The sequence below is a fragment of the Psychromonas saccharinae genome (assembly GCF_051201515.1).
In the GTDB taxonomy this organism is placed as follows: Bacteria; Pseudomonadota; Gammaproteobacteria; order Enterobacterales; family Psychromonadaceae; genus Psychromonas.
Map to the genome: position 1 here is coordinate 3541063 of NZ_CP195153.1, position 25725 is coordinate 3566787.

Consider the following 25725-nt stretch of genomic DNA (forward strand, 5'->3'; position numbering starts at 1 on the left):
AGGATTTTCATATGAAATCGATCAATACCTCTTTATTACTTGGATTAACGTTACTTATCCCAAATGTTTCTTTTGCTGACACACTGGACAACGTAGCTAAAAAAGACGTATTAACCTGTGGTGTATCAACGGGATTAGCCGGCTTTGCACTTACCGATTCAACCGGTATATGGAAAGGCCTTGATGTATCCGTCTGTCAATCCGTTGCCGCTGCTGTGTTAGGCGATGCATCTAAAGTTAAATATATTCCACTGACGACAACGGAACGCTTTACTGCGCTTCAAAGTGGTGAAATAGATATCTTATCTCGTAATACTACCTGGACTGAAACCCGTGATACATCACTCGGATTCAATTTCGCAGGCGTTAACTATTACGATGGGCAAGGTTTTCTTGTCAGTAATAAACTTAATGTAACGTCAGCAAAAGAACTCGATGGCGCAACATTCTGCCTACAGGCTGGTAGTACCACAGAAATGAACCTTACGGACTATTTTAAAACCAATAATATGGAATACAGAGCAGTCACTTATGATACGCCAGCGCAAACCGTTGCAGGTTTTAAAACGGGTCGTTGTGACGCAATCACCTCCGATGCATCGCAATTATATTCATTAAAACTACAAATGGATGAGCCTGCTTCCTATGTCGTCTTACCTGAAATCATTTCAAAGGAACCTTTGGGCCCCGTTGTCCGTCAAGGGGATGATAAATGGCTTAATATTGTAAAATGGACATTGTATGCCGCACTTGAAGCTGAAGAACTCGGTGTAACGAAAGATAATGTGGCAGCACAACTTAAATCTGCAAATCCAGGCGTACAACGTTTATTAGGAGTTTCGGGTAAAATGGGAGAAAATCTAGGTTTAGATCCTAAATGGGCATATAACGTAGTTGCTCAAGTCGGTAACTACGGAGAAGTCTTTGAAAAAAATGTGGGTAAAGGTTCACCACTACAAATTGATCGAGGACTTAATAAACTCTGGAAAGATGGCGGACTGATGTATTCAATGCCCGTACGCTAATACTTAAAATGCATTGAATTCCCTTATATTAATTCTTTCATTATTGACGTAATGAAAGAATTTTTTATTATATCCCTCTCCACAAAAAATAGAGAAACATATGGTTAACGATAAAGTAGTCGGTATCTTAGGCGGCATGGGTCCTGAAGCAACCATTGATATTTTTAGCGATATCGTCAAACACACAAAGATTAAAAATGATAATGATCACCTGCGAATTATAATTGATAATAATCCAAAATTACCAAGCCGTCAGGATGCTATTTTAAAGGGCGGCGAAAATCCCGGTCCGGAGATGGCAACCACCGCTAAAAATATTGAACGTGCTGGCGCAGACTTTATTATCCTTGGTGCAAATACCGCCCATTACTTTTACCCTTATGTAAAAGATGCCGTAAAGATTCCTGTACTGCATATTATTGGTGAAACCGTATTAGAGACAATTAATACCGTCAAGGGCATCAAAAAAGTCGGCGTGCTAGCGACCCAAGGTGCAATGAAAACAGGTATGTTTCAAGATGCATTTAAAGAAGTTGGTGTAACCGTTACAGACGTACCAGATGACATATTAGCGCTTATTCATACCGCAGTATTTTCATTTAGGGCTGAAGGGATAAATGAAAGTAATCTTACGATGATGAAAAACGCGGTTTCATTTTTAATTGAAAATGGCTCAGAAGCGATTGTAATGGGATGCACTGAAATTCCATTAATACTAAAAAATCATCCCATTAACGTCGCACTTATTAACCCAAATGACGTTATTGCTGAAGTAACGGTAAAATATGCTAAACATGAACTGGATGTGAGAGAAGTGAATAATAAATACCTTTCGATCAGATAAACGGCTTAAGCCCCCAATCCGGACATAAAAAAGCGCAGTCAATGCTGCGCCCTTCCACTCAATATTAAATACCCTAAAGCTGTACGTAACGTTTTTCCCACTGCCTAAAAATAAAAATAGCTGAAAAAGTTAAACACATATATAGCAGCCCCGCCGCTAAATAAGCTTCAATGGGGGCATAATATCGAGCATTAACGACGCGCGCGGCACCGGTAATATCAACAATGGTAATCACCCCGGCAATCGCACTCCCGTGGATCATAAAAATCACTTCGTTACTATAGGCGGGCAAAGCGCGGCGTAATGAATTAGGTAACGTAATACGACGTAATATTTTCCACTTGCTCATACCATAAGCTGTCGCAGCTTCTAACTCGCCCTTTGGCATCGTGCTAATAACACCACGTACAATCTCAGCAGTATATGCCCCTGTATTAAGAGCGAAAGCTAATAACGCGCAAAACCAAGCTTCCTGGAAGTAATGCCATAACCAACTTTCACGTAGAGCACTAAATTGGCCTGAACCATAATAAATAATAAACAATTGGACCAGTAGCGGCGTGCCACGGAAAAAATACATGTAGCACCAGATAGGGCCTTTAATAAAGTTATTTTGACTTGTACGTAGTATCCCAACTGGAATAGCAATGCACAACCCAATTACCAATGATGCGCCGACTAACCACAACGTGGTCCATAAACCACTCAGGTAAAAAGGAAATTCATTAATGATAATCGAAAAATCCATTGTTTTTACCTCGTTTTAATTGAATATTTAACTTCAAGGCGTTTTAAGAAAACATTGGAAATTGCCGTGAAGAAAAGAAAAATAAATGCAACGGATAAATAGAAGGTAAATGGTTGCTGCGTTGAACCTGAAGCATCACCCGCTACTTTAACCATATCTTGAAGACCGATAATCGACACTAAAGACGTTGTTTTTAATAACACTAACCAGTTATTACCAATCCCAGGTAATGCATGGCGCATCATTTGAGGAAACATTACACGTACAAAAATTTTGTATTTATTCATGCCATAGGCGGTTGCGGCTTCTAACTGGCCTTTTTCGACAGATAAATAAGCCCCTCGAAAGGTTTCAGCCATATAAGCCCCAAAGATAAACCCAATCGTTACAATACCTGCAAAGTAAGGGCTAATATCAATATAGTCAGGTAAGTAGGAATACCATTCATGGGTAGGATCAAACTGAGTAAATTGTGTGTTTAACCATTCATTTACGTTATAACTTAAATTATTAATTAACATCTGCCCACCGAAAAAAATCAGGAGCATTAAAATAAGGTCGGGAATCCCACGAATAATCGTCGTATAGAAAGTTGCGATCCCTTTTAAAAAAACGGAATGAGATAGTTTAGCTAACGCTGCTAATAACCCTAACGTCACAGCAACAATAAGTGACAGCAATGCAACCTGTAAGGTTAACCACGCACCGGTCAACAATATCCCTTTGTAATTTAATAATTCTTGCATAAGTAATTCTTTTAGTTATAAAAAAAGGATGGCAGGTTGCCATCCTTTATCACTAGATATTATTCATCACCATAAATATCAAAGGTAAAATACTTATCTTGAATTTGTTTATAAGTACCGTTTGCACGAATTGCTACAATGGCAGCATTAAGTTGTTCAACAAGATCTTTATCTTGTTTACGAACAGCGATACCAGCACCTTCACCAAACCATTTAGGATTAGTCAGTTTTGGACCGATAAATGCAAATTTATCACCGCCTTCTTTATCTAAAAGACCACCAACAACAGCAGCAGAATCAGCAATAACATAATCTAAACGACCCGATTTAAGATCCAAGAATGCTTCATCAAATGACCCATAACGTTTAATTTCAGCACTTGGAAAGTTATCTGAGATATAAAGATCCATTGTAGTCGCACGTTGAGTTCCTACTTTTTTACCTTTCATAAAAGCATCTGTTGCTTCAAATGTCGCGTCTTTTGTTGCAACAAAACGCGCAGGAACCTGCTGGTATTTATTAGTAAAAGCCACTTTCTTTTTACGTTCAGCAGTAATATCCATTGTTGCGATAATGGCATCGTATTTACGCGCAAGCAAAGCAGGAATAATACCATCCCAATCTTGTTTTACTAATGTACATTTCGCTTTAAGTTCATCACACAATGCATTAGCAATATCGATATCAAACCCCGTTACTGAACCATCGGCTTCAGTTTGACTGTATGGAGGGTATGCCCCTTCAACACCAATGCGGATTTGCTTCCATTCTTTCGCTTGTGCGGTATTAAAAGAGAATGCAAGCACTGCAATCAAGAGACTTAGTTTTTTCATTTTATATCCTTATTGAGGTAAGTAATGTTAAATTCCCTGAATATCAGGGAGTATAGCAAGCTAGGTAAACGTTAATTTATAGTAAACAATATATTGGATTAATAAACAGATGAAATAAATTTTTTGAAACGCTCCGATGATGGATTATTAAAAATTACATCGGGTTTTCCGGACTCTTCAACTAAGCCCTCGTGTAAAAATACGACTTTACTTGAAACATCACGGGCAAAAGCCATTTCATGGGTAACCACCAGCATAGTTCGCCCTTCTTCAGCAAGACCTTGCATCACATTAAGTACATCGCCAACTAATTCAGGATCTAATGCAGAAGTGGGTTCATCGAATAACATAACTTCCGGTTCAACGGCAAGTGCACGAGCAATGGCAACGCGCTGTTGTTGACCCCCAGAAAGTTGCCCCGGATAATAATCTTTACGATCATATAACCCGACACGCTCCAAAAAGGCTTCCGCTTTAACAATAGCTTCTTTTTTAGGTACACCTAACACATGCACAGGAGCTTCAATCACGTTTTCTAATACAGTAAGGTGAGACCAAAGGTTAAACCCCTGAAAGACCATCGCAAGGCGCGAGCGAATACGTTCAACCTGTTGCATTGAGGCGGGGATTGCCCCACGTTTTTTATCCTGCTTCATTTCAATTAATTCATCATTCACTCGAATTTCCCCAGAAGTAGGAATTTCAAGTAAATTAACACAACGCAGTAATGTACTTTTGCCTGAACCCGATGCACCTAAAATAGAGATAACATCACCTTTATAGGCATCTAAATCAATACCTTTCAAAACTTCATTTTCAGCGAAGGATTTATGTAATTTTTTTATTGATAAAGTAGGAGAGCTCATATTTAGATTCATTCAGTTAGGACCAAATTTTATTGTACCTGCTTTACAGTCTTAAATTAATAAAATTATTGCATTCTAGGCAATATATTATGAATAAATATGCATTATTTGAGTAAACAGAGAGGGATATTAATGGTTCATTAAATCAGTAAAAAATAAATTATATATCTGCTGCAACGCTTATTGTTATCAATTACTTTACAAAACTTTTTAGGATGTTATTGTGCGCCGAATTTTTAATCTAATAACCTTAAAATACAACTATTTTGTATTTTAAATAAACATTATTTAACCAACATAAAAAGGTAACTGACGTGTCAGAAAATATAAAACTAGCGAATCCAGGTCCTCTTGGCCTTATGGGTTTTGGTATGACAACTGTTCTACTTAACATTCATAATGCGGGATTTTTTCCACTAGGCTCAATGATTTTAGCAATGGGTCTTTGCTATGGTGGTCTTGCTCAAGTTATTGCTGGCATTTTAGAATTTAAAAAGGGTAATACCTTTGGTTTAACTGCATTTACTTCCTATGGTTTTTTCTGGATCAGTTTAGTTGTATTGCTTATTCTCCCTAAACTAGGTTTAGCGGAGCCAGCACCGCACGGCTTTATGGCGTGGTATTTAATTATGTGGGGTGTTTTTACAGGATTTATGTTTATCGGTACCTTAAAAGGTAACTTTGTCCTTAAATTTATCTTTGGCAGCTTAACGGTACTATTCGCTTTATTGGCTATTCGTGATTTAACGGGCTCTGAACTAATCGGTACTATCGCTGGCTTTGAAGGTATTATTTGTGGTTTAAGCGCAATCTATCTAGCCATGGCTGAAGTCATCAACGAACAACACGGTCGCACCGTTCTACCTATCGGTGAACCTAAATAACACTTTATAGTAATCTGCATGATTAAAGCCGAGTTTAACTCGGCTTTTTTGTGTCTATGATTCATACGCCACGTCCTTGTGGTGAACTGAACTAGCAACGTCATCCATGCATTGCTTGCTAAAGAAAATCATAGATTCAGAAAAACGAAAACGGGAAGTTGTCACAACTACGCGGCAGGACTATAAGCAAAGTTGGAAACATTATTCCTAATCTATTGACTAACAAAACGTAAGATCTGACCCCATTAACTCGGAGAATTAACTCATCTAGCAATATATTACATAATTATATTAGTCAGCTTAACGCTGAATCAAATGCATACCACCAAGCCTATGAATAACTTTAGAGCTATCTTCCAATGGGATTCCAATTTCTAACAAGAGAGCCAATACTAATAACATTTCAGTAAACTGAGTCAAACACTCAACCTGATTGTCATTTAAACTCATTGTATTAGCGTGAGTAATATCATTCCTTAATTTAACTAATATCCCTATGTCACTTTTTTTATTAAACCTACAGTCAATATCATCAAAGTCATCAATTTTATTTATAAACCTTTGAATACAAGCTTCAGTATTCAACTTATTCTGATTTCCATATTTTATCGCATTAAATAAATTACGACACACTTTACCAGTAATACCCAAGTCATCTTTTACTGTATCCTTTATTTCTTCCAAATATTTTTCTAATCTATCTTGGTCCATATAACAATCTTTTTGGTATGTTAATTTTTCAAGCAACCGAAAAAAACCAAGAAATCTTTCTTCTGTGCTCGCCATTTTTTTATATTTTATGTAACGCTTCCAAACATCACTTCCCTCTGAAACAAGTTTAAAATAAGTTGAAAAAACATCATCACTTAAAACAGGTATATCAAGCCCACTTAACGGATGTTGATTTTTACTTTGAGGAAAAAAAACAGAGCTAGCAGTGGGCAAACCTAAGCTATCTATATAGAAATATCCTTCTGAACCACACGCACTGAAAGTACAAACTTTATTCGCTCTAAAATCCCCTCCTATAAGGACCCCCATTAAAATAAGAGTATTATTTACGTATTCAATAGCTTCCAAATAGTTACAAGGCGTATCAAAAGTAAGCCTTAATGTCGGTAAAAAGCTAACCCCCTTAAAATACTCTTCATGTGAAGAGTTATGCTGATAATCATAAAATAATGTAAATGCACCGACATCATCAATCGTTGCACAAAACTCAACTAAATCATCATGATTTGGTTGCTTATTACCAAGCATTAAACTTTGCTGTTTTGTTGTATATGTAATCCAACTTTTAAGTTCTTCGGACTGTATTTCTATACGACTTATTTTAGGTTCTTCAAAATGAGTATATTTAAACAATGAATCAAATTCATACTCGACTTTACAATGCGTATGAGATTGACTCATATGGGTAACCCCGCTACCATTAGATATTAAATTAGAAAGAATATATTGATATTCAAAATCATCACAAACTAACTTTTTGAGCTCAGAAGGTAGATTGAATTTCCTTTCACCAGTTAATTCAGCACTAATTATTAGCCTTTTTACATCAGGACTAAATGATAGCTTCCCCATATATACTTCATCTTCATATTGAACTCTAACATCTACTTCATAACTTTTTGTCGATAAAATCTCACTGCTTCCCATCATAGAAATACCATCCAATTTAACTTAAAATTAATTGCATTGTTTAAATGTATTCTGTCACAGAGTCCATTGCACACCAAGGCGCTCCACCCATAAATTTAATAAAATAAAATGATTACATGAAATCAGGTTACTCAGTAATCGCTAGATTTGGAATCAATGTAGTGCCGCTGATCCACCTGCATTTTTCTAGCTTAATCAATTCCTTTAGCAAGTAACGGTAGCAAATTATGCAACAGTATTATGCTTTGAGCAGGCGTACTAGATTCTGTTCTGTACAAGGAGGTACTATCTGAATTGATGCGTAAAAAAGATTGATTTAACTAAATTAAAAAATGCTATGGACGGATTTCTTTTATTTCTGATTTATCCATATAAAGAATCATGCTTTTTTCAGACTGCGAAACTGTGTTTCATTCTTCAATTGCTATCAGCCTACTGTCAAAATAAACCGATGAGCTTAGACGAATTAACAATCTAGGTAGCCGCGACAAAGCACAGTTAAGCTTTCCCAAACAATGAACACATTTAGTAAAGCCAAACAGGATATTTGGATTAGTTTTAGCTAGTACATGGATGCACGTTCGAAACTGTACGTTTACAATGTATTTATTGCTTAGATTAGAAAGCGTCTCGGTGTTCCTTTTTCTTTACTCTTGTAGGTATTGGTACCTTTGGGACAAACAAAAGAAAACCATGCTCCAACAGGCGAAACATCCATAAATAACAACCCAAACAGCCCTAACAGCGTAGACGAGTTAACTCCCCAATACTGTTAAATCAACACTAAACTTTATTACAAGCATAAAAAAAGGAAGCCGAAGCTTCCCTTTTAATTAATCAACTAAATGATTATTCAGCAGCTGGTGCTTCTTTCTTTTCAGCAGCTTCTTTAATACTTAGACGTACACGGCCTTGGCGGTCTACTTCTAGTACTTTAACTTTCACGATTTGACCTTCTTTCAAGTGGTCAGATACTTTCTGTACACGCTCTTCACAGATTTGTGAGATGTGAACTAGACCATCTTTACCAGGTAAGATGTTAACGAACGCGCCGAAATCAGCAAGACGTACCACTTTACCTTCGTAGATAGTATTTACTTCAACTTCAGCGGTTAACGCTTTAATGCGGTTGATTGCATCGTCAGCTTGTTCACCAGAAGTTGCTGCAATTTTAACCGTACCATCGTCTTCAATTTCAATCGTTGTGCCAGTTTCTTCACAAAGTGCACGAATAGTTGCGCCACCTTTACCGATTACATCACGGATTTTATCCGTATTGATTTTCAGTGTGTGAATACGCGGTGCAAATTCAGAGATATCTTCACGACCTTTAGAAATTGCTTGGTCCATAACAGAAAGGATATGTAAACGCGCCGCTTTCGCTTGGTTTAATGCAATTTGCATGATCTCTTTCGTGATACCTTCAATTTTGATATCCATTTGCAGTGCAGTGATACCAGCGTCAGTACCTGCTACTTTAAAGTCCATATCACCAAGATGATCTTCATCACCTAGAATATCAGAAAGAACAACGAACTCTTCGCCTTCTTTAACAAGACCCATCGCAATACCAGCAACAGATGATTTAAGTGGCACACCCGCATCCATTAATGCTAACGATGAACCACAAACAGACGCCATTGAAGACGAACCGTTAGATTCTGTAATTTCAGATACAACACGTACTGTGTATGGGAATTCTTCAACCGTAGGCATTACTGCTAATACACCACGTTTAGCTAGACGACCGTGACCAATTTCACGACGTTTAGGAGAACCAACAAAACCAGTTTCACCTACACAGTATGGAGGGAAGTTGTAATGTAGTAGGAAGTGATCTTTCTTCTCACCCATTAGACTATCGATGATTTGTGCATCACGTTGTGTACCAAGCGTTGCTGTTACTAATGCTTGTGTTTCACCACGTGTAAATAGTGCAGAACCATGCGTACGTGGAAGTACACCGGTCATTACATTTAGGGCACGAACACTTTCAGGATCACGGCCATCAATACGTGGCTCGCCTTTAATGATACGTGTACGTACGACTGTTTTTTCTAAATCATGTAGGTATTCGCCTACTTGTTTAGCGTCTAATGTTTCATCAGCTTCTAGTAATTTAGCTTTAACTTCAGCAGTGATTGCTTTAACCGCATCGTAACGTTCGCCTTTATCACTGATTTGGTAAGCTTGTTCAAAACGTGCTTGCGCTTCAGTTGCAACGGCTGCATCTAGTGCTTCGTTACGTGCTGGCGCAGCCCAATCCCATGCAGGACGTGCAACTTCTGTTGCGAATTCTTTAATTGCATTAACAACAACTTGTTGTTGATCGTGACCGTAAACAACCGCACCAAGCATTACATCTTCGCTTAGTACACCCGCTTCAGATTCAACCATTAATACAGCACTATCTGTACCAGAAACAACAAGATCAAGATCACTCGTTTCTAATTCAGTTTTAGTTGGGTTTAATAAGTATTGACCTTCTTTGTAACCAACACGCGCACAACCAATAGGGCCGTTAAAAGGCATACCTGAAATAGCAAGTGCAGCTGAAGTACCAATCATTGCAACGATGTCAGGATTGATTTCAGGGTTGATAGAAACAACCGTCGCAATCACTTGTACTTCGTTTTTGAAACCTTCAGGGAAAAGAGGACGTACTGGACGGTCAATAAGACGTGCAATCAATGTTTCTTCTTCAGATGGGCGACCTTCACGTTTGAAGAAACCACCTGGGATTTTACCTGCAGCGTATGTTTTTTCTTGGTAATTCACAGTAAGCGGGAAGAAGTCACGTTCTTGATCATCTGCATTTTTACCAACAACAGAAACGAATACACACGTATCGTCCATGCTACACATTACCGCAGCAGTCGCTTGGCGTGCAATTACGCCCGTTTCTAGTGTTACCGTATGTTCGCCATACTGGAAACTTTTAACAATAGGAGTCATTTTTTTTCCTTTAATAAATTTATTTTCTATTTGCTTTTTATCGCGCCGATAGTATACGTCAACTACTAATATTTAAAACGTTTAAACGTAAATTTTTCAGATTTAGAAACAAAAAAAGAGCCCTATAGGCTCTTTTTAAAATACATTTTAATTCAGAATTAACGACGTAGGCCAAGTTCTGCAATTAATTTAGTGTATGCAGCAACATCTTTACGTTTTAAGTAGTCAAGTAATTTACGACGTTGACTAACCATGCGTAATAGACCACGACGGCTATGGTGATCATGGATGTGCTCTTTGAAGTGACCTTGTAGGTGGTTAATTTGTGCAGTGTATAATGCAACTTGTACTTCAGATGAACCAGTATCACCTTCTGAACGACCAAATTTTGCTACAATCTCAGCTTTCTGTTCTGTGCTTAGTGACATAACGTACTCCGATATTTTATGGCTAAGTGAGTTAGCCTATTTTAATTGATTATCGCCGATCACTAATTCAGCGATAAAGTGAACGACGCATTTTACGGATTATTGAACCATTAATCAATCATTATTCTATTTCAAAAACTAAGCTTATTTCAGAAATAAAAAGGACACATAATATTTACGCAATATATGTCAATAAGCCTACACTTTATGAATGAATAACTTGTTGCTCTCGTTTCCTACTGGCATTATATAAAAGCCTTATCTTTTAAAAGGTTTTGTGGATAACTTTTCAACATAAACTATAAAGAACCCGATGAAAAGAAATCTAATTTTCTCCTTCAATTGCCGTTAAACAAGGAAATCAAATGCACTTATTGATCTCAAGTTTAGTCGCAATTAGCTTATTTCTACTGATACTTAGTGTTAAACCTGCCGTCATTATCTGCCAAAAAGATAATAGCCTTGGTTGGAAAGTATTATTGGGACTGATAGCAGCATTTATACTCGGTTATTCCCTATTCTTCATTCACCTATTAACTCATTCTGTTCATCACCCTATCGAAAATATATTGGCAATTATATTAGTCGCAGGCAGCATCTTTGTTGTAATGATTATTAACCTTAGTTTAACCAGTATATTAAAAACACAGGACATTGCTGCTAAGGAGCGTTACAACGCAGGCCATGATTCACTAACAGGCCTCGCAAATCGACAATTATTTTTACAAACACTCGATATAACGTTAGCAGCCAAACAACCCTTTTCTGTTTTTATATTAGATATTAATGGCTTTAAACAAATCAATGACATGCTCGGCCACTACTTCGCAGATCAGTTGCTAATCAAGGTGGCGACAACTATTCGCCAACAACTCAATCAAAAGTGTTTTCTTTCCCGCATAGGTGGCGATCAATTTACGATAATTTCTTGTGCTGTTAGTGAAGCACAAATTAATCAACTAATGACTAAGATTCATACCAGCTTAAAGAATCCATTTAATATCAACAATTATAATATCAATGTTCAAATTGGTTGTGGGGGAACACTTTTTCCCACTAATAGCGAAGATGCCACGAGTCTTCTCAAACAAGCAGATTTAGCGCTGAGATCGGCTAAGCAAAAGCAAGTTGCTTACGTTATTTATGGGACTGAATTAGCCAATCACGCTAAAGCACGACTAGAAATATTAAGCCGATTGCACGAAGCAATAGCTGAAAATGAATTTGAAGTACATTATCAACCCATTATTAAGCGCAATGCAGATTCGATTTGTCATATAGAAGCATTAATACGTTGGCCTAGTCGTGGAGGGCCATTTATACCACCAGACAAATTTATCCCCATTGCGGAAGAAAGCCACTTAATTGGTAGGGTGACAGTACAGGTACTCGATACTATTTGTGAACATCTAAGATTATTGAAGCAATCAAATATTCAGGCATGTATCCATGTCAATTTATCAACCTGCGATCTACAAAATGAACAAATCTCAATATATCTTGCAGAGCTTATTGCACAACAACACATATTACCCTGTGAATTGGTGCTAGAAGTAACAGAAACAGCGATTATGCAAGATATTACTATCACGAAATCGATTTTACAGAAACTATCAGATCAAGGGTTTTTAATTAGCTTAGATGATTTTGGAACGGGGTACTCATCGCTTTCGATGTTATTAAAATTACCTATCGATCAGATAAAAATAGATCGTTCCTTTGTCAATTTAATGAAACAAGGGGAAACAAGTCACGCTATTGTTAAATCGATTATTTCCCTTGCGCATAATTTAAATTGTACGGTGGTTGCTGAAGGCGTCGAAACTAAAGAATCAACTGAATTATTGAATCAATTAAAATGTGATTACTTACAGGGATATTTTTTTAGCAAGGCACTACCCATTAATGAATTGATTAATACCCACAAACGGTAAAATTAAACATCTAATTCCAATGCAATGTTTGTACAGCCCTTTTGGCAAGTAACGCCGGGTTGTTCTAACTTAGAAACAGAAAGTGTCAAAGGCTGTTTGCAAGTCGTACAAAGAATGGTTTCACCTTTCCCGATTCTTTTAATTAAATTCCGTTGCGCATTAAATGATTTTGTTGCTGCGTTATTAACCGCAGAGAAATCAAGTTTTGTCATTTTACCTCTCTAGCAGCTGTGAGTGGCTAGCTTCATAATAATACCAATCGTAATAATTAGCTGATCTATTTAATACAATTGGTATAAGCAACTCGTCACTCACTACTTTTTTATAAATTAGCTAATCGTTTAGGCGCGATTAAACCATCATCGTTCATCTGGCCCACGCCGATAAAAGTATGTGCTTCCCCGACGGTAATACGCACAATGGTATTATCCGGCGCACCAAACACTTGAACGGGTTGTCCGTGCAGAACATACTCCCCCATTTCATCGCTAATATTAACTTCTGGGTACTTTTTAACTGCCGTATCCATATCTAATAATAAAGGATCTAGGAGTTCGTAGGGACTAATATCTTCACCTTTCGACTGTTCAATTAACGCTTCTAATTGCTCAATCGTCACCATTCGCTCGTAAGGATAATCAGCCACTTGAGTTCTACGCAACATAGATACATGCGCCCCACAACCTAATAACTCACCAAGATCATCAACGATAGTACGAATATATGTTCCCTTACTAACATGAATATCGAGGTCTACTTCATTACCCTCAAAACGTAATTGATTAATTTCATATACGCTAATTGGGCGCGCTTCACGCTCAATCGTAATCCCTTCTCGAGCATATTTATAAAGCGGTTGCCCTTTATGTTTTAATGCCGAAAACATTGAGGGAACCTGCATGATATCACCACGAAAAGTATCAACAGCAGCATCAAGTTGTTCCTGTGTAACAGACACATCTCGTTGTTCTACTACGTCACCTTGAGAGTCACTGGTTGTTGTACGAATACCTAAGGTTGCTGTAACCGTATAACGCTTATCGGAATCAAGTAAAAACTGAGAAAATTTGGTCGCTTCACCTAAACAGATTGGCAACATACCCGTTGCTAATGGATCCAGCGCACCGGTATGGCCCGCTTTATTAGCAAAGAAAATACGTTTAACACGTTGCAATGCATGATTAGAACTAATGTCAGTTGGTTTATCTAACAGTACAATCCCATTGATTGAACGCCCTTTTCCTCTTCTTGCCATTACTTATCTTCCTCGACTAAGTCCTCTGAATCATGATGCTTGGCTTTATCTGATTGAATTGCACTACTCACCATTTCAGAAATACGCAAACCTTCCGTGAGAGTTTCATCAAAGCAAAAACGTACTTCAGGAACAATACGTAAACGCATCGCTTTACCTAATAAGCGACGAATGTAACCCGAGGCAGCATTAAGCCCTTCTAAGGATTCTTCATTAGTTTGCTCACCGATTGTTAAAAAGGTAACAAACACTTTTGCATAGGCAAGATCACGGGTGATATCAACACCTGAAATAGTTACCATGCCAATACGAGGGTCTTTCACTTCCTGTTGCAATATGCGCGCAAGTTCTTTTTGAATCTGTTGCGATACTCGAGAAGTACGGCTATATTCTTTGGCCATTTTATAACTCCTTGATCATTTGAATGATCATTTATCTTTCTAAATAAGAATGGAGGCACAAAGCCTCCATTCTTTAACTCATACCAATCCAATTGGTATTAAAGTGGCTTTGAAATTACAAAGTACGTTTAACTTCAATAACTTCGAATACTTCAATTTGGTCACCAACGCGAACGTCATTGTAGTTCTTAACGCCGACACCACATTCCATACCGTTACGGACTTCATTAGCGTCATCTTTAAAACGACGTAGCGACTCAAGCGCACCTTCATAGATAACAACATTTTCACGTAATACACGGATAGGATTGTTACGTTTGATTATACCTTCTGTCACCATACAACCAGCGATAGCACCAATTTTTGGCGATTTAAACACATCACGAACTTCTGCAAGACCAATGATTTCTTGTTTAAATTCAGGTGATAATAAGCCACCCATTGCAGCACGTACTTCATCAATTAGATCGTAGATGATGCTGTAGTAATGTAAATCAACTGCTTCGTTATCAATTAGCTTACGAGCCGATGCATCAGCACGTACGTTAAAGCCGATAACAATTGCGCCAGATGCAGAAGCAAGTGATGCATCGGTTTCAGTAATACCACCAACACCACGACCAATAATGTTAACTTTAACTTCATCAGTCGATAGTTTATTCAATGAATCACAAATCGCTTCAAGTGAACCTTGTACATCGGCTTTAAGTACGATGTTAAGTTCAGACACTTCGCCAGCTTCCATGTTCGTAAACATGTTATCAAGTTTCGCTTTTTGTTGACGTGCAAGTTTGATATCACGGAATTTACCTTGACGGTACAAGGCAACTTCACGTGCTTTTTTCTCATCACGAACAACCGTTGCTTCATCACCCGCTTGCGGTACACCAGATAAACCAAGTACTTCAACAGGGATAGATGGACCAGCAGTGTCGATAGATTTACCATCTTCATCACGCATTGCACGAACACGGCCGTATTCAAGCCCACATAGTACAATATCACCTTGCTTAAGTTCACCTTGCTGCACAAGAATAGAAGCAACTGGACCACGACCTTTATCAAGACGAGATTCAATAACAACACCCGATGCAGGACCCGTTGCAACAGCTTCTAAATCAAGCATTTCCGCTTGAAGCAAGATGCTATCAAGTAACTCAGGTACGCCTGTTCCTACTTTTGCAGAAACATGTACGAAGATATTCTCACCGCCCCACTCTTCAGAAATAATGTCATGCTGAGAAAGCTCAGTTTTAACACGATCTGGATCAGCAGCTTCTTTATCAATTTTATTTACAGCAACAATCAGAGGTACACCAGCAGCTTTCGCATGTTGAATCGCTTCAATTGTCTGTGGCATTACACCATCATCGGCAGCAACAACTAGAACAACGATATCCGTTGATTTAGCACCACGAGAACGCATTGATGTAAACGCCGCGTGTCCAGGAGTATCAAGGAATGAAATCATACCTTTATCTGTATCAACGTGGTAAGCACCAATATGCTGAGTAATACCACCGGCTTCACCATCGGCAACTTTTGCACGACGAATATAATCAAGTAATGATGTTTTACCGTGGTCAACGTGACCCATAATAGTAACAACAGGTGCGCGAGATGTTTTCACACCGCCTTCCTGTGCTTCAGCAAGTACCGCTTCTTCTAATTCATTTTCTTTAGTAAGGATAACTTTGTGACCCATTTCTTCTGCAACAATTGTCGCTGTTTCTTGGTCAATCACTTGGTTAATGGTTGCCATTGCACCCATTTTCATCATTACTTTGATAACTTCAGTCGCTTTAACTGCCATTTTATTAGCAAGCTCAGCAACAGAAATTGTTTCACCAATTTTCACATCACGCTCTACTTTAGCAGCAGGTTTTTCAAATGCCTGTTGTAAAGCAGAAGGTGTTGCAACATTGCCTTTTTTACCACGACGTCCACGACGACCTTGTGGCGCTTGAGCTGGCGCAGCTGCTTTTTTCTTTTTCTTACGACGAGAAGGTCCTTCCGCACGAGAATCAGACGCATCTTCCGCTGCCTGTGCTTCTTTAGAAGAAGTTACATGGTAATCAGTACCTTCAGCTGCTTTTTTACGTGCAGCTTCTTCTGCAGCCCAACGTGCAGAGTTTTCTTCTGCTAATTTCTTAGCTTCTTCTGCTACTTTTGCCGCTTCTTTTTCAGCTTTTTCAAGTGCTTCTTGTTCTGCTTTTTTCAGAATAGCCGCTGCTTCTTGCTCTTGTTGAATTTGCTCTGGCGTTTTAGCCACTTTACTTACAGCTTGTTTTTCTTTATTTGCCGCAGCTGCTTTCTTCGCTTTTTCATCGGCTAATTTCTTAGCTGCTAATTTTTCTGCTTGTAATTTTTCGGCTGCTACTTTTTTAGCTTCCATTTCAGCTTGTAATTTTGCTTCTTCAGCTTCTTTAGCCGCCAATTCTTCAGCCGCTTGTTTTGCTAGAGCTTCAGTATCTTCACGTTTTACATAGGTACGTTTTTTACGCACTTCAACATTCACGGCGTTATTTTGACCTTTAACATTCAACGTTGTTTTTGTTTTACGCTGTAAAGTCATTTTCTTTTTGCCTGAACCGCCATGTTGTTTCTGTAAAAATGAAACAAGCTCTTCTTTTTCTTTAATACTAACTTTGTCGTTTGTACCTTTTTTAATTCCGGCTTCGGCAAACTGTTCTACCAATGCATCTACGGATTTATTTAGGTCATTTGCAAGATCTGTTATTAAAATATCTGTCATAATTTTTTTTCTCCTCTCTGATGCTTATTCGGCATCGTCGCTGAACCAACAGATATTACGGGCAGCCATAATCAGCTTACCTGCTTTTTCTTCGTTCAGCTCTTCAATTTCTAGTAGATCGTCAACAGCTTGTTCAGCGAGATCTTCAAGTGTAATAATGCCTTTACTAGCCAGTACGAATGCCAAATGGCCTTCTAAACCTTCAAGTGCTAATAGGTCATCGGCAGGCTGTGCCCCTGCTAAGCTATCTTCTTGTGCTAAAGCTTTAGTCGCTAAAATATCTTTAGCGCGAGAGCGTAATTCTTCAACGATGTCTTCATCTAAACCATCAATTTCTAATAGTTCATTGATAGGCACGTAAGCGATCTCTTCTAAAGAACTAAAACCTTCTTCAACTAGTACGCCGGCAAACTCCTCATCAATTTCTAATGCTTCTGTAAACACGCTGATGACATTCTCTGCTTCAGCTTGGTGTTTTGCTTTCAATTCAGCAACCGTCATTACATTAAGTTCCCAGCCAGTTAGCTGTGATGCAAGACGAATATTCTGACCATTTCGACCAATAGCTTGTGCTAGATTGTCTTCTTCAACGGCAATATCCATGCTGTGTGTATCTTCATCAACCACGATTGATGCGACTTCAGCAGGCGCCATTGCATTGATTGCAAATTGCGCAGGATTCTCATCCCATAGGATAATATCAACACGCTCGCCGCCTAGTTCACCAGATACGGCTTGTACACGTGCGCCACGCATACCAACACAAGCACCGATAGGATCGATACGTTGATCATTTGACTTAACAGCAATTTTGGCACGCGAGCCAGGATCACGAGCAGCGCCCATTAAGTCAATCATCTCTTCCGCAATTTCAGGTACTTCTAAACGGAATAGTTCAGTTAACATTTCCGGTTGAGTACGTGTAACGAAAAGTTGTGCACCACGCGCTTCAGGACGAACAGCATAAAGCAATCCGCGTAGACGGTCGCCTGGGCGGAAGTTTTCACGTGGTAGCATTTCATCACGGAAAATAACGGCTTCTGCGTTATTCCCTAAATCTAATAAAATGTTATCACGGTTCATGCGTTTTACCACACCAGTAATCAACTCACCTTCTTGCTCTGCATATTGCTCTACAACTTGTGCACGTTCGGCTTCACGTACTTTCTGTACGATAACTTGTTTAGCTGTTTGCGTAGTAATTCGGTCAAATGTTACTGAATCAATTTCGTCTTCGATAAATTCGCCGATTTGAATATCAGGATTGTCGTATTCTGCTGCTTCGAAGGTCATCTCTTTACAAGGATTTTCCATTTCAGCATCAGGAGCAAGTACTAACCAACGACGGAATGTCTCGAATTCACCAGTATCACGGTCGATATCAACGCGCACTTCAATGTCGCTTTCATATTTCTTTTTAGTTGCAATCGCCAGTGCACTTTCTAATGCCTCAAAAATCGCTTCACGAGGAAGACCTTTTTCGTTAGATACTGCTTCAACGACAAGTAAAATCTCTTTATTCATCTGTAATCGCCTTAATTAATCAAATTTTGGAACTATATTCGCTTTTTGGATGTTGCTCAGAGCAAAACGCTCCTCTACACCATTAACATTGATACAAATTATTTCGCCTTCAACGGAAGTAATCACACCTTTCCATTTACGACGGTTTTGAATTGGCATTCTTAGTTGAACTTTTACTTCTTCACCAATGAATGCTTGATAATGCGCAGCTGAAAAAAGAGGACGCTCTAGACCGGGTGATGATACCTCTAAGGTATATTCATTAGTAATTGGATCTTCAACATCCATAATCGCACTAACCTGTCTACTTACTGCGGCACAGTCATCAACTAAAATACCAGCTTCCTGGTCGATATAAATTCGTAATGTTGAGTGCTTACCCGCACGAATATACTCAATCCCAACTAATTCATAGCCAAGATCTTCAACACTAGGTGTCAACATTTCAGTTAAACGTTGTTCTAAACTTGCCAAATCCATCCCCTTTCAGAAACAAAAAAAGGGCATATAGCCCTATTTAATTAACAACTTATGATTCCTTAAAAACAAAGAAAAAGCTGTTCTATCCAGAAGTCAAAATGATAAGTTTCAACTTCACAAATAACAAAAAAGCCCCAATAAATTGGAGCTTCATTCAGTGTCCGAGTCATCGAACATGACACACGATTATCATCTGTGTATCGAATGCCGGCATTATACCGACTTAAGTATTTCTAAGCAATCGCTATTATCAACAATTACTAAAATTTGGTGCGGATAGAGAGACTTGAACTCTCACGGCCTAAGCCATAGCCCCCTCAAGGCTACGTGTCTACCAATTCCACCATATCCGCATTTTTTATTAGAGTATTTTACTCTGGAATATCACTTGAGGTATTAGTATCAACAACAGGTGCAACATCTTGCTCTACTGGTTGTTCAATAGTTAAGTCAGAAAAATCATCATTAACTGATACTTTTTTAGTTGAGAGGTTACCTAATACTAAACTCAATACAAAGAATGTAATTGCAAGAAGCGCAGTTGTACGCGTCATGAAGTTACCGGCACCACTAGCACCAAATACTGTATTTGAAGCACCAGACCCGAAAGATGCGCCCATGCCTGCACCTTTTCCTTGCTGGATTAATACAAATCCAATTAAGAAAATAGCAACAATTAAATAAACAACTAACAGTATTTCATACATAGGATATACACCGACCTTTCCAAAAAAAATTCTTTATACTCTGCTAAAGAAGCTGCAGAATATTACCCAATACGCGACTAAACCACAAGAAATTATCGACTGAATTTAACGCTTTTTGACATTTTATCATTCAATAGCTCAAAAAACATACGCGAAGTAAATATTCACGCTTATTTTTATGCCCCAAAAGACAATGGCTCTCAAATGAAAGCCATGATTTGTCAATTTTAAAGGGCTATAAATTACACTTTAACTTTATCTGCGATTGATTGAGCGTAACCTTTAACGACATCTTCTTCTGCATCAGCTTCAACCATTACTCGAAATACTGGTTCAGTACCTGATTTTCGAAGTAATACACGCCCTTTTTCACCTAATAATGCTTCAATACGCTTGGACTCTGCTAGAACGTCTTCGTCTTTAAGTGGGTCAATTTCATTATTAAAACGGATATTCAGTAATATTTGCGGATGTTTTTTCATTCCCTGATGCAGATCTCGCAAGGAAATCCCAGTACTTTGCATGGCACTCATCACCTGTAAGCCTGAAACAATTCCATCGCCCGTTGATAATAAATCGGCACAGATAACATGACCTGAATTTTCGGCACCAAGCGTCCAACCATTTTTATGCATTAATTCCATAACATGACGATCACCGACATCTGAACGTGCAAAGGGAATTCCGAGGGTTTTCAACGCTTGTTCTAATCCAAGGTTAGACATTTTAGTCCCGACCACACCACCATTGAGGCGACCACTACGTAACCTATCTCGCGCAATGATGTAAAGGAGTTCATCACCATCAAGAATATAACCGGTATGGTCAACCATCATGACTCGATCACCGTCACCATCAAAGGCAATACCGAAATCAGCCTTTTCTGTTACAACGCGTTCGGCTAATGCTTCCATACTGGTTGCACCACAATTAAGATTGATATTTACACCATTTGGTTCAACGCCCATGGTAACGACTTTAGCGCCCAACTCATTAATAACAAGTGGTGCAATATGATAAGTTGCCCCATTTGCACAATCGACAACGATTTTTAAACCACGTAAATCATAACGGCTTGGAAAGGTACTTTTACAGAACTCAATATAACGTCCTGCTGCATCTTCAATACGAGAAGCTTTACCCAGTTCACTCGACTCTACACATCTAAGTTCTTTATCTATTTCGGCTTCAATTTCGAGTTCAACTTCTTCCGATAATTTTACCCCTGCATCGGAGAAAAATTTAATACCATTATCATAATATGGATTGTGAGAAGCACTGATCACAATACCCGCTGCAGCGCGAAAGGTTCGCGTTAAATAAGCAACCGCAGGTGTTGGCATAGGACCCATTAACACAGGACGTAACCCCGCAGCAGTTAACCCTGCCTGTAAAGCAGCTTCTAACATATATCCCGAGATACGAGGATCTTTACCAATTAATACTTTTTGTGAGCCAGATTTAGCAAGTACGCGACCAGCAGCCCACCCCAGCTTTAATGCAAATTCAGGCGTAATAATTGAGTCGCCAACTTTACCTCGAACACCATCAGTACCAAAATATTTCTTTTCCATGTTTTTCTCTTTTTAATAAAACGAGCAATAGCAAAAAAATTGATTAAATAACGCATCAATAATGATTAAATCTCTTTGCTAATTTTTATCGGTATAAATTAACTTCTTGTAATACACGCAATACATCCACGGTTTCAGCAACATCATGTACACGTAATATTTGAGAACCTTGCTGCGCCGCAATCAAAGCCCCTGCTAAACTGCCTGCAAGGCGATGTTCAACATCACGGTTTAATAATTGGCCAAACATCGATTTTCTTGAAACGCCCGTTAATATTGGGTAACCAAGATCAACAAATCGTTGCGTTGCAGCTAATAATTGATAGTTATGCTTTAATTGTTTCCCAAAGCCGAATCCTAAATCTAAAATGATATTATTTTTCTTAATTCCAGCAGCAAGACAAGTCTCAACTCTATTTAATAAGAAATCTTCAACCTGTTGTACCACGTCATTATAATCAGGGGCGTTTTGCATTGATCTCGGTGCACCTTGCATATGCATCAAACAAACAGGCACATTTGCATCAACTGCAACCTGTAGTGCACCTGGTTCAGTCAATGCTCGAATATCATTAATAATATCTGCCCCGGCATTAACCGCTTCCTTCATAACTACGGCTTTGCTGGTATCAATCGATATCCAACAGTCGATATTACGATTAATTTTTTCAATAATAGGAATGACACGCTCTAACTCATTATCAAGCGATACATCACTCGCACCAGGACGAGTCGATTCACCACCGATATCAATAATAGCAGCGCCTTGATTCACCATTTCTTCTGCGTGGATTAATGCCTTGTCTAAATGAGAAAAACGACCGCCATCAGAAAATGAATCAGGTGTGACGTTTAATATTCCCATCACTTTGGGTGAATTTAAGTCTAATTTTTTGTGTTTATTATCTAACTGCATTGTACAAACCATTAAATTATCAAATCAATTTCGTTCATCACTGTAGGCTATTTATAGATACGACGAAAATAGATGCTACAAACGAAATGGTGCTTTTGTAATTAGGCATTAATAACACGCTCAATAACCAAGTTACTATTCCATTTCACAAGCACAAATATTCTAATTATTGAATTCGGTATTATAACGCATTCATAAAAAAACCTAAGCAAGCTTAGGTTTTTATTCAATTGAAAACAAATAAATCTTTCTATTTATCTTCAGTTTTATCTATTGCATCACTATCAGTATCAACTACTGTGGTCTCGACATCAGCTGAATCATCAATGCTGTCCGATTTATTTAAATCCTGAGAGTTTGTTTCAGTTTTTTCATCAACAGCCTCATCAGTATTCTTTTTCTCTTCTGTTGGTTCAGGTGTTTTAATCACTTCTTCCCAATCAGTAGGAGGACGTACATCAGTACGTGACATAAGATCATCAATCTGAGCACTATCAATTGTTTCGTATTTCATTAATGCATCTTTCATTGCATGTAAAATATCGATATTGTCAGTTAATAGTTTTTCAGCACGTGCATAGTTCTTTTCAATAAAGAATTTAACTTCTTCATCAATTACTTTCCCCGTATCGTCCGACACAACATTTGAACGTAATGTATTTGGATCAGTCGCGAGTAAAACTGGACCTAGCTTTTCAGAGAAGCCCCACTCAGTGACCATCGCACGAGCAATCGATGACGCCTGTTTAATATCCTGCGATGCACCGGTAGATACATTGTCATCGCCATAAATTAATGCTTCTGCAATTCGACCACCATAAGCAACGGAAATACTGCTTTCTAATTCAGTACGATTTTGACTGATTTGATCGCCTTCAGGTAAGAACTGAGTCACACCTAACGCTCGTCCACGAGGGATAATAGTCACTTTATGAATCGGATGATGCTTCGGTACTAGTCTTGCAACAATCGCATGCCCAGCCTCATGATATGCAGTAGATTCTTTATCTTCTTCACGCATAACAAGGCTACGACGTTCGGCACCCATTAATATTTTATCGCGAGCTTGCTCAAAATCGTCTTTGCCAACGGTACGTTTGTTACCACGCGCAGCAAATAGAGCTGCTTCGTTCACCAAGTTAGCAAGATCTGCCCCTGAAAAACCAGGTGTACCACGTGCCATTACGCTAGCTTGAACATCATCAGATAATGGTACTTTACGCATATGTACATTTAAGATTTGCTCACGGCCACGTACATCCGGTAATCCAACCACAACTTGACGGTCAAAACGACCAGGACGTAGTAATGCAGCATCAAGTACATCTGGACGGTTAGTTGCAGCAATAACGATAATACCTTCATTACCTTCGAAGCCATCCATTTCAACTAGCATTTGGTTCAAGGTTTGTTCACGTTCATCATTACCACCACCAACACCAGCACCACGTTGACGACCTACGGCATCGATTTCATCGATAAAGATAATACAAGGCGCTGATTTTTTAGCTTGTTCAAACATATCACGTACACGAGATGCACCAACACCAACAAACATTTCAACAAAATCTGAACCTGAAATAGAGAAGAAAGGTACTTTTGCTTCACCGGCAATTGCTTTAGCCAATAATGTTTTACCTGTACCAGGAGGACCGACCAGTAACACACCAGTAGGAATACGACCGCCTAATTTTTGGAATTTCGTTGAATCTTTTAGATAATCAACTAACTCTTTAACATCTTCTTTCGCTTCATCACAACCCGCAACGTCTGCAAAGGTTGTTTTGATTTGGTCTTCTCCCATCAATTTGGCTTTACTTTTACCAAATGACATTGCGCCACCTTTACCGCCACCTTGCATATTACGCATGAAGAATACCCATACGCCAATCAATAGCAACATTGGGAACCAAGACACAAATATTGATGTCAGGAAGCTAGTTTCTTCCGGTGGAGTACCTTTTACAAGCACATCATTTTTAATCAAATCATTGATAAGATCATCATCGGGTGCTGGAATATAAGTAACAAATTTACTTTGATTACGTCTCAGACCTTGGATTTCTTGATCCTTAATCTGAACCTGTTGAATCTGCCCTTGACCCACTTCTTTGACGAATGTTGTGTAGTCTAATTGGGATTGTTTAGTATCATCTACTCCAAACCCTTGGAATAAAGACATTAATACTACTGCGATGACTAGCCACAATATCAGGTTTTTTGCCATATCGTTCAAGATGCAAACCTCATGTTATTAAAAAATAAGTTTATAGATTACTACAGTTTAAAAGCACTCGCTACTAATTAATAAACCGTTAACATAACACTAACGTGATAAAAAAATTTATTTAAACCAATACTTTTGAACCAAATGTATATGCAAAAATTAGCATATTTAGGTCTTTTTATATAGCAATTATTTATACCCGGTTGCAACCAAATAAACTTCTCGAGAACGAGCGCGAGAAGAATCAGGTTTACGCGTTTTAACGGTTTTAAATAACTTTCTTACTTCGGTCATAAAGGCATCAAAATCACTACCCATAAAGACTTTAACAATAAAACTACCATCTTTAACCAATACACTGCGGCACATATCCAATGCAAGCTCGACTAAATACATTGACTTAGGCTGATCAATCGCAGTATTTCCACTCATATTCGGTGCCATATCTGACAATACAACATCGACTTTTTTATCACCAATACGATTAAGCAAAGCATCTAAGACGGCTTCCTCGCGGAAATCCCCCTGTAAAAAATCAACACCAGCAATGGAGTCCATTGCTAAAATATCACAAGCAATCACTTTTCCGTTTAAACCAACGGTATCAACCGCCCATTGCGACCAACTACCCGGAGCAGCACCTAAATCAACAACAGTCATCCCCGAACGGATTAATTTATCTTTATTATTTATTTCTTCAAGCTTAAATACCGCTCGAGAACGTAGCCCTTTTTTATTAGCTTCTTTTACGTAAAAGTCACTAACATGCTCTTGCATCCAACGTTTAGAGCTTGATGAATGACTTTTTTTCGCACCACCAGGTTTAGCTTCACCGGCATTTACTTTTTTACCCATCAATTTTTCCTCGATCTACCTACTATCCAATTAATAAATGGGATAAATAACAATCAAAATAGTAAAGGTTATTAATTAAGGGTAGAATGCCCATTTTTCAACCCTT

Annotated in this window: 22 protein-coding genes and 1 tRNA gene; 4 read left to right on the plus strand and 19 right to left on the minus strand. The window is 38.4% G+C overall.

What is annotated here, in order from left to right; genetic code table 11:
- Positions 1 to 11 precede the first annotated feature (11 nt).
- Both ACR30L_RS15870 and ACR30L_RS15875 read left to right on the plus strand, forming a co-directional pair.
- Positions 12 to 1025: an amino acid ABC transporter substrate-binding protein gene (locus ACR30L_RS15870; RefSeq protein WP_435235223.1), complete on the plus strand. Its 1014-nt coding sequence runs from the start codon at positions 12 to 14 to the stop codon at positions 1023 to 1025.
- A gap of 100 nt (positions 1026 to 1125) precedes the next feature.
- Positions 1126 to 1869, plus strand: a complete 744-nt coding sequence (locus ACR30L_RS15875; RefSeq protein WP_435235224.1) for an aspartate/glutamate racemase family protein — start codon at positions 1126 to 1128, stop codon at positions 1867 to 1869.
- Between the two features lie 73 nt (positions 1870 to 1942).
- Here ACR30L_RS15875 and ACR30L_RS15880 read toward each other — a convergent pair whose 3' ends face one another.
- The 4 genes from ACR30L_RS15880 to ACR30L_RS15895 all read right to left on the minus strand — a co-directional run bounded on the left by ACR30L_RS15880 (position 1943) and on the right by ACR30L_RS15895 (position 5062).
- Positions 1943 to 2617 carry an ABC transporter permease gene (locus ACR30L_RS15880; RefSeq protein ID WP_435235225.1) on the minus strand — a complete coding sequence of 225 codons (675 nt, stop codon included), beginning with the start codon at positions 2615 to 2617 and terminating at the stop codon, positions 1943 to 1945.
- Between the two features lie 5 nt (positions 2618 to 2622).
- Positions 2623 to 3363, minus strand: coding sequence for an ABC transporter permease (locus ACR30L_RS15885; protein ID WP_435235226.1), 741 nt, complete (start codon positions 3361 to 3363; stop codon positions 2623 to 2625).
- Between the two features lie 59 nt (positions 3364 to 3422).
- Positions 3423 to 4196, minus strand: a complete 774-nt coding sequence (locus tag ACR30L_RS15890) for an ABC transporter substrate-binding protein (RefSeq protein ID WP_435235227.1) — start codon at positions 4194 to 4196, stop codon at positions 3423 to 3425.
- 98 nt (positions 4197 to 4294) lie between these two features.
- A complete protein-coding gene (locus ACR30L_RS15895) occupies positions 4295 to 5062 on the minus strand; it encodes an ABC transporter ATP-binding protein (RefSeq protein WP_435235228.1) in 768 nt (255 codons plus the stop codon).
- Positions 5063 to 5376: 314 nt separating this feature from the next.
- On the opposite strand from ACR30L_RS15895, the gene satP reads away from it, so the two are divergent.
- On the plus strand, positions 5377 to 5946 hold the full coding sequence (satP, locus tag ACR30L_RS15900; protein ID WP_435235229.1) for an acetate uptake transporter: 570 nt from the start codon (positions 5377 to 5379) through the stop codon (positions 5944 to 5946).
- A 300-nt stretch (positions 5947 to 6246) separates the two neighbouring features.
- On the opposite strand, the gene ACR30L_RS15905 is transcribed toward satP, so the two are convergent.
- The 3 genes from ACR30L_RS15905 to rpsO all read right to left on the minus strand — a co-directional run bounded on the left by ACR30L_RS15905 (position 6247) and on the right by rpsO (position 10991).
- Entirely contained in the window at positions 6247 to 7608 is a 1362-nt protein-coding gene (locus ACR30L_RS15905; protein ID WP_435235230.1) for a HEPN domain-containing protein, read from the minus strand.
- An 849-nt stretch (positions 7609 to 8457) separates the two neighbouring features.
- Positions 8458 to 10563: a polyribonucleotide nucleotidyltransferase gene (pnp, locus tag ACR30L_RS15910; RefSeq protein ID WP_435235231.1), complete on the minus strand. Its 2106-nt coding sequence runs from the start codon at positions 10561 to 10563 to the stop codon at positions 8458 to 8460.
- 158 nt (positions 10564 to 10721) lie between these two features.
- Positions 10722 to 10991, minus strand: coding sequence for a 30S ribosomal protein S15 (rpsO, locus tag ACR30L_RS15915; RefSeq protein ID WP_435235232.1), 270 nt, complete (start codon positions 10989 to 10991; stop codon positions 10722 to 10724).
- A gap of 365 nt (positions 10992 to 11356) precedes the next feature.
- Here rpsO and ACR30L_RS15920 point away from each other — a divergent pair, with 365 nt between their 5' ends.
- Positions 11357 to 12925, plus strand: a complete 1569-nt coding sequence (locus tag ACR30L_RS15920; RefSeq protein WP_435235233.1) for a putative bifunctional diguanylate cyclase/phosphodiesterase — start codon at positions 11357 to 11359, stop codon at positions 12923 to 12925.
- Between the two features lie 2 nt (positions 12926 to 12927).
- On the opposite strand, the gene ACR30L_RS15925 is transcribed toward ACR30L_RS15920, so the two are convergent.
- The 12 genes from ACR30L_RS15925 to rlmE all read right to left on the minus strand — a co-directional run bounded on the left by ACR30L_RS15925 (position 12928) and on the right by rlmE (position 25619).
- Entirely contained in the window at positions 12928 to 13137 is a 210-nt protein-coding gene (locus tag ACR30L_RS15925; RefSeq protein ID WP_435235234.1) for a hypothetical protein, read from the minus strand.
- 110 nt (positions 13138 to 13247) lie between these two features.
- Positions 13248 to 14180: a tRNA pseudouridine(55) synthase TruB gene (truB, locus tag ACR30L_RS15930; RefSeq protein WP_435235235.1), complete on the minus strand. Its 933-nt coding sequence runs from the start codon at positions 14178 to 14180 to the stop codon at positions 13248 to 13250.
- Entirely contained in the window at positions 14180 to 14581 is a 402-nt protein-coding gene (gene rbfA, locus ACR30L_RS15935) for a 30S ribosome-binding factor RbfA (RefSeq protein WP_435235236.1), read from the minus strand. The genes truB and rbfA overlap by 1 nt, the downstream gene beginning before the upstream one ends.
- A gap of 115 nt (positions 14582 to 14696) precedes the next feature.
- The gene (infB, locus tag ACR30L_RS15940; protein WP_435235237.1) at positions 14697 to 17336 is read right to left on the minus strand and encodes a translation initiation factor IF-2; all 2640 of its coding nucleotides are present in this window, start codon (positions 17334 to 17336) and stop codon (positions 14697 to 14699) included.
- 24 nt (positions 17337 to 17360) lie between these two features.
- Entirely contained in the window at positions 17361 to 18860 is a 1500-nt protein-coding gene (nusA, locus tag ACR30L_RS15945; protein ID WP_435235238.1) for a transcription termination factor NusA, read from the minus strand.
- A gap of 15 nt (positions 18861 to 18875) precedes the next feature.
- Positions 18876 to 19334: a ribosome maturation factor RimP gene (gene rimP / locus ACR30L_RS15950; protein WP_435235239.1), complete on the minus strand. Its 459-nt coding sequence runs from the start codon at positions 19332 to 19334 to the stop codon at positions 18876 to 18878.
- Between the two features lie 274 nt (positions 19335 to 19608).
- A tRNA-Leu gene (locus ACR30L_RS15955) sits at positions 19609 to 19693 on the minus strand.
- An 18-nt stretch (positions 19694 to 19711) separates the two neighbouring features.
- Positions 19712 to 20047, minus strand: coding sequence for a preprotein translocase subunit SecG (gene secG / locus ACR30L_RS15960; RefSeq protein ID WP_435235240.1), 336 nt, complete (start codon positions 20045 to 20047; stop codon positions 19712 to 19714).
- 242 nt (positions 20048 to 20289) lie between these two features.
- Positions 20290 to 21621 carry a phosphoglucosamine mutase gene (gene glmM / locus ACR30L_RS15965; RefSeq protein WP_435235241.1) on the minus strand — a complete coding sequence of 444 codons (1332 nt, stop codon included), beginning with the start codon at positions 21619 to 21621 and terminating at the stop codon, positions 20290 to 20292.
- A gap of 85 nt (positions 21622 to 21706) precedes the next feature.
- Complete coding sequence (folP, locus tag ACR30L_RS15970; protein ID WP_435235242.1) at positions 21707 to 22537, minus strand: dihydropteroate synthase; 831 nt, start codon at positions 22535 to 22537, stop codon at positions 21707 to 21709.
- Between the two features lie 250 nt (positions 22538 to 22787).
- A complete protein-coding gene (gene ftsH / locus ACR30L_RS15975; protein WP_435235243.1) occupies positions 22788 to 24773 on the minus strand; it encodes an ATP-dependent zinc metalloprotease FtsH in 1986 nt (661 codons plus the stop codon).
- Positions 24774 to 24953: 180 nt separating this feature from the next.
- Positions 24954 to 25619, minus strand: a complete 666-nt coding sequence (rlmE, locus tag ACR30L_RS15980) for a 23S rRNA (uridine(2552)-2'-O)-methyltransferase RlmE (RefSeq protein ID WP_435235244.1) — start codon at positions 25617 to 25619, stop codon at positions 24954 to 24956.
- Positions 25620 to 25725 lie beyond the last annotated feature (106 nt).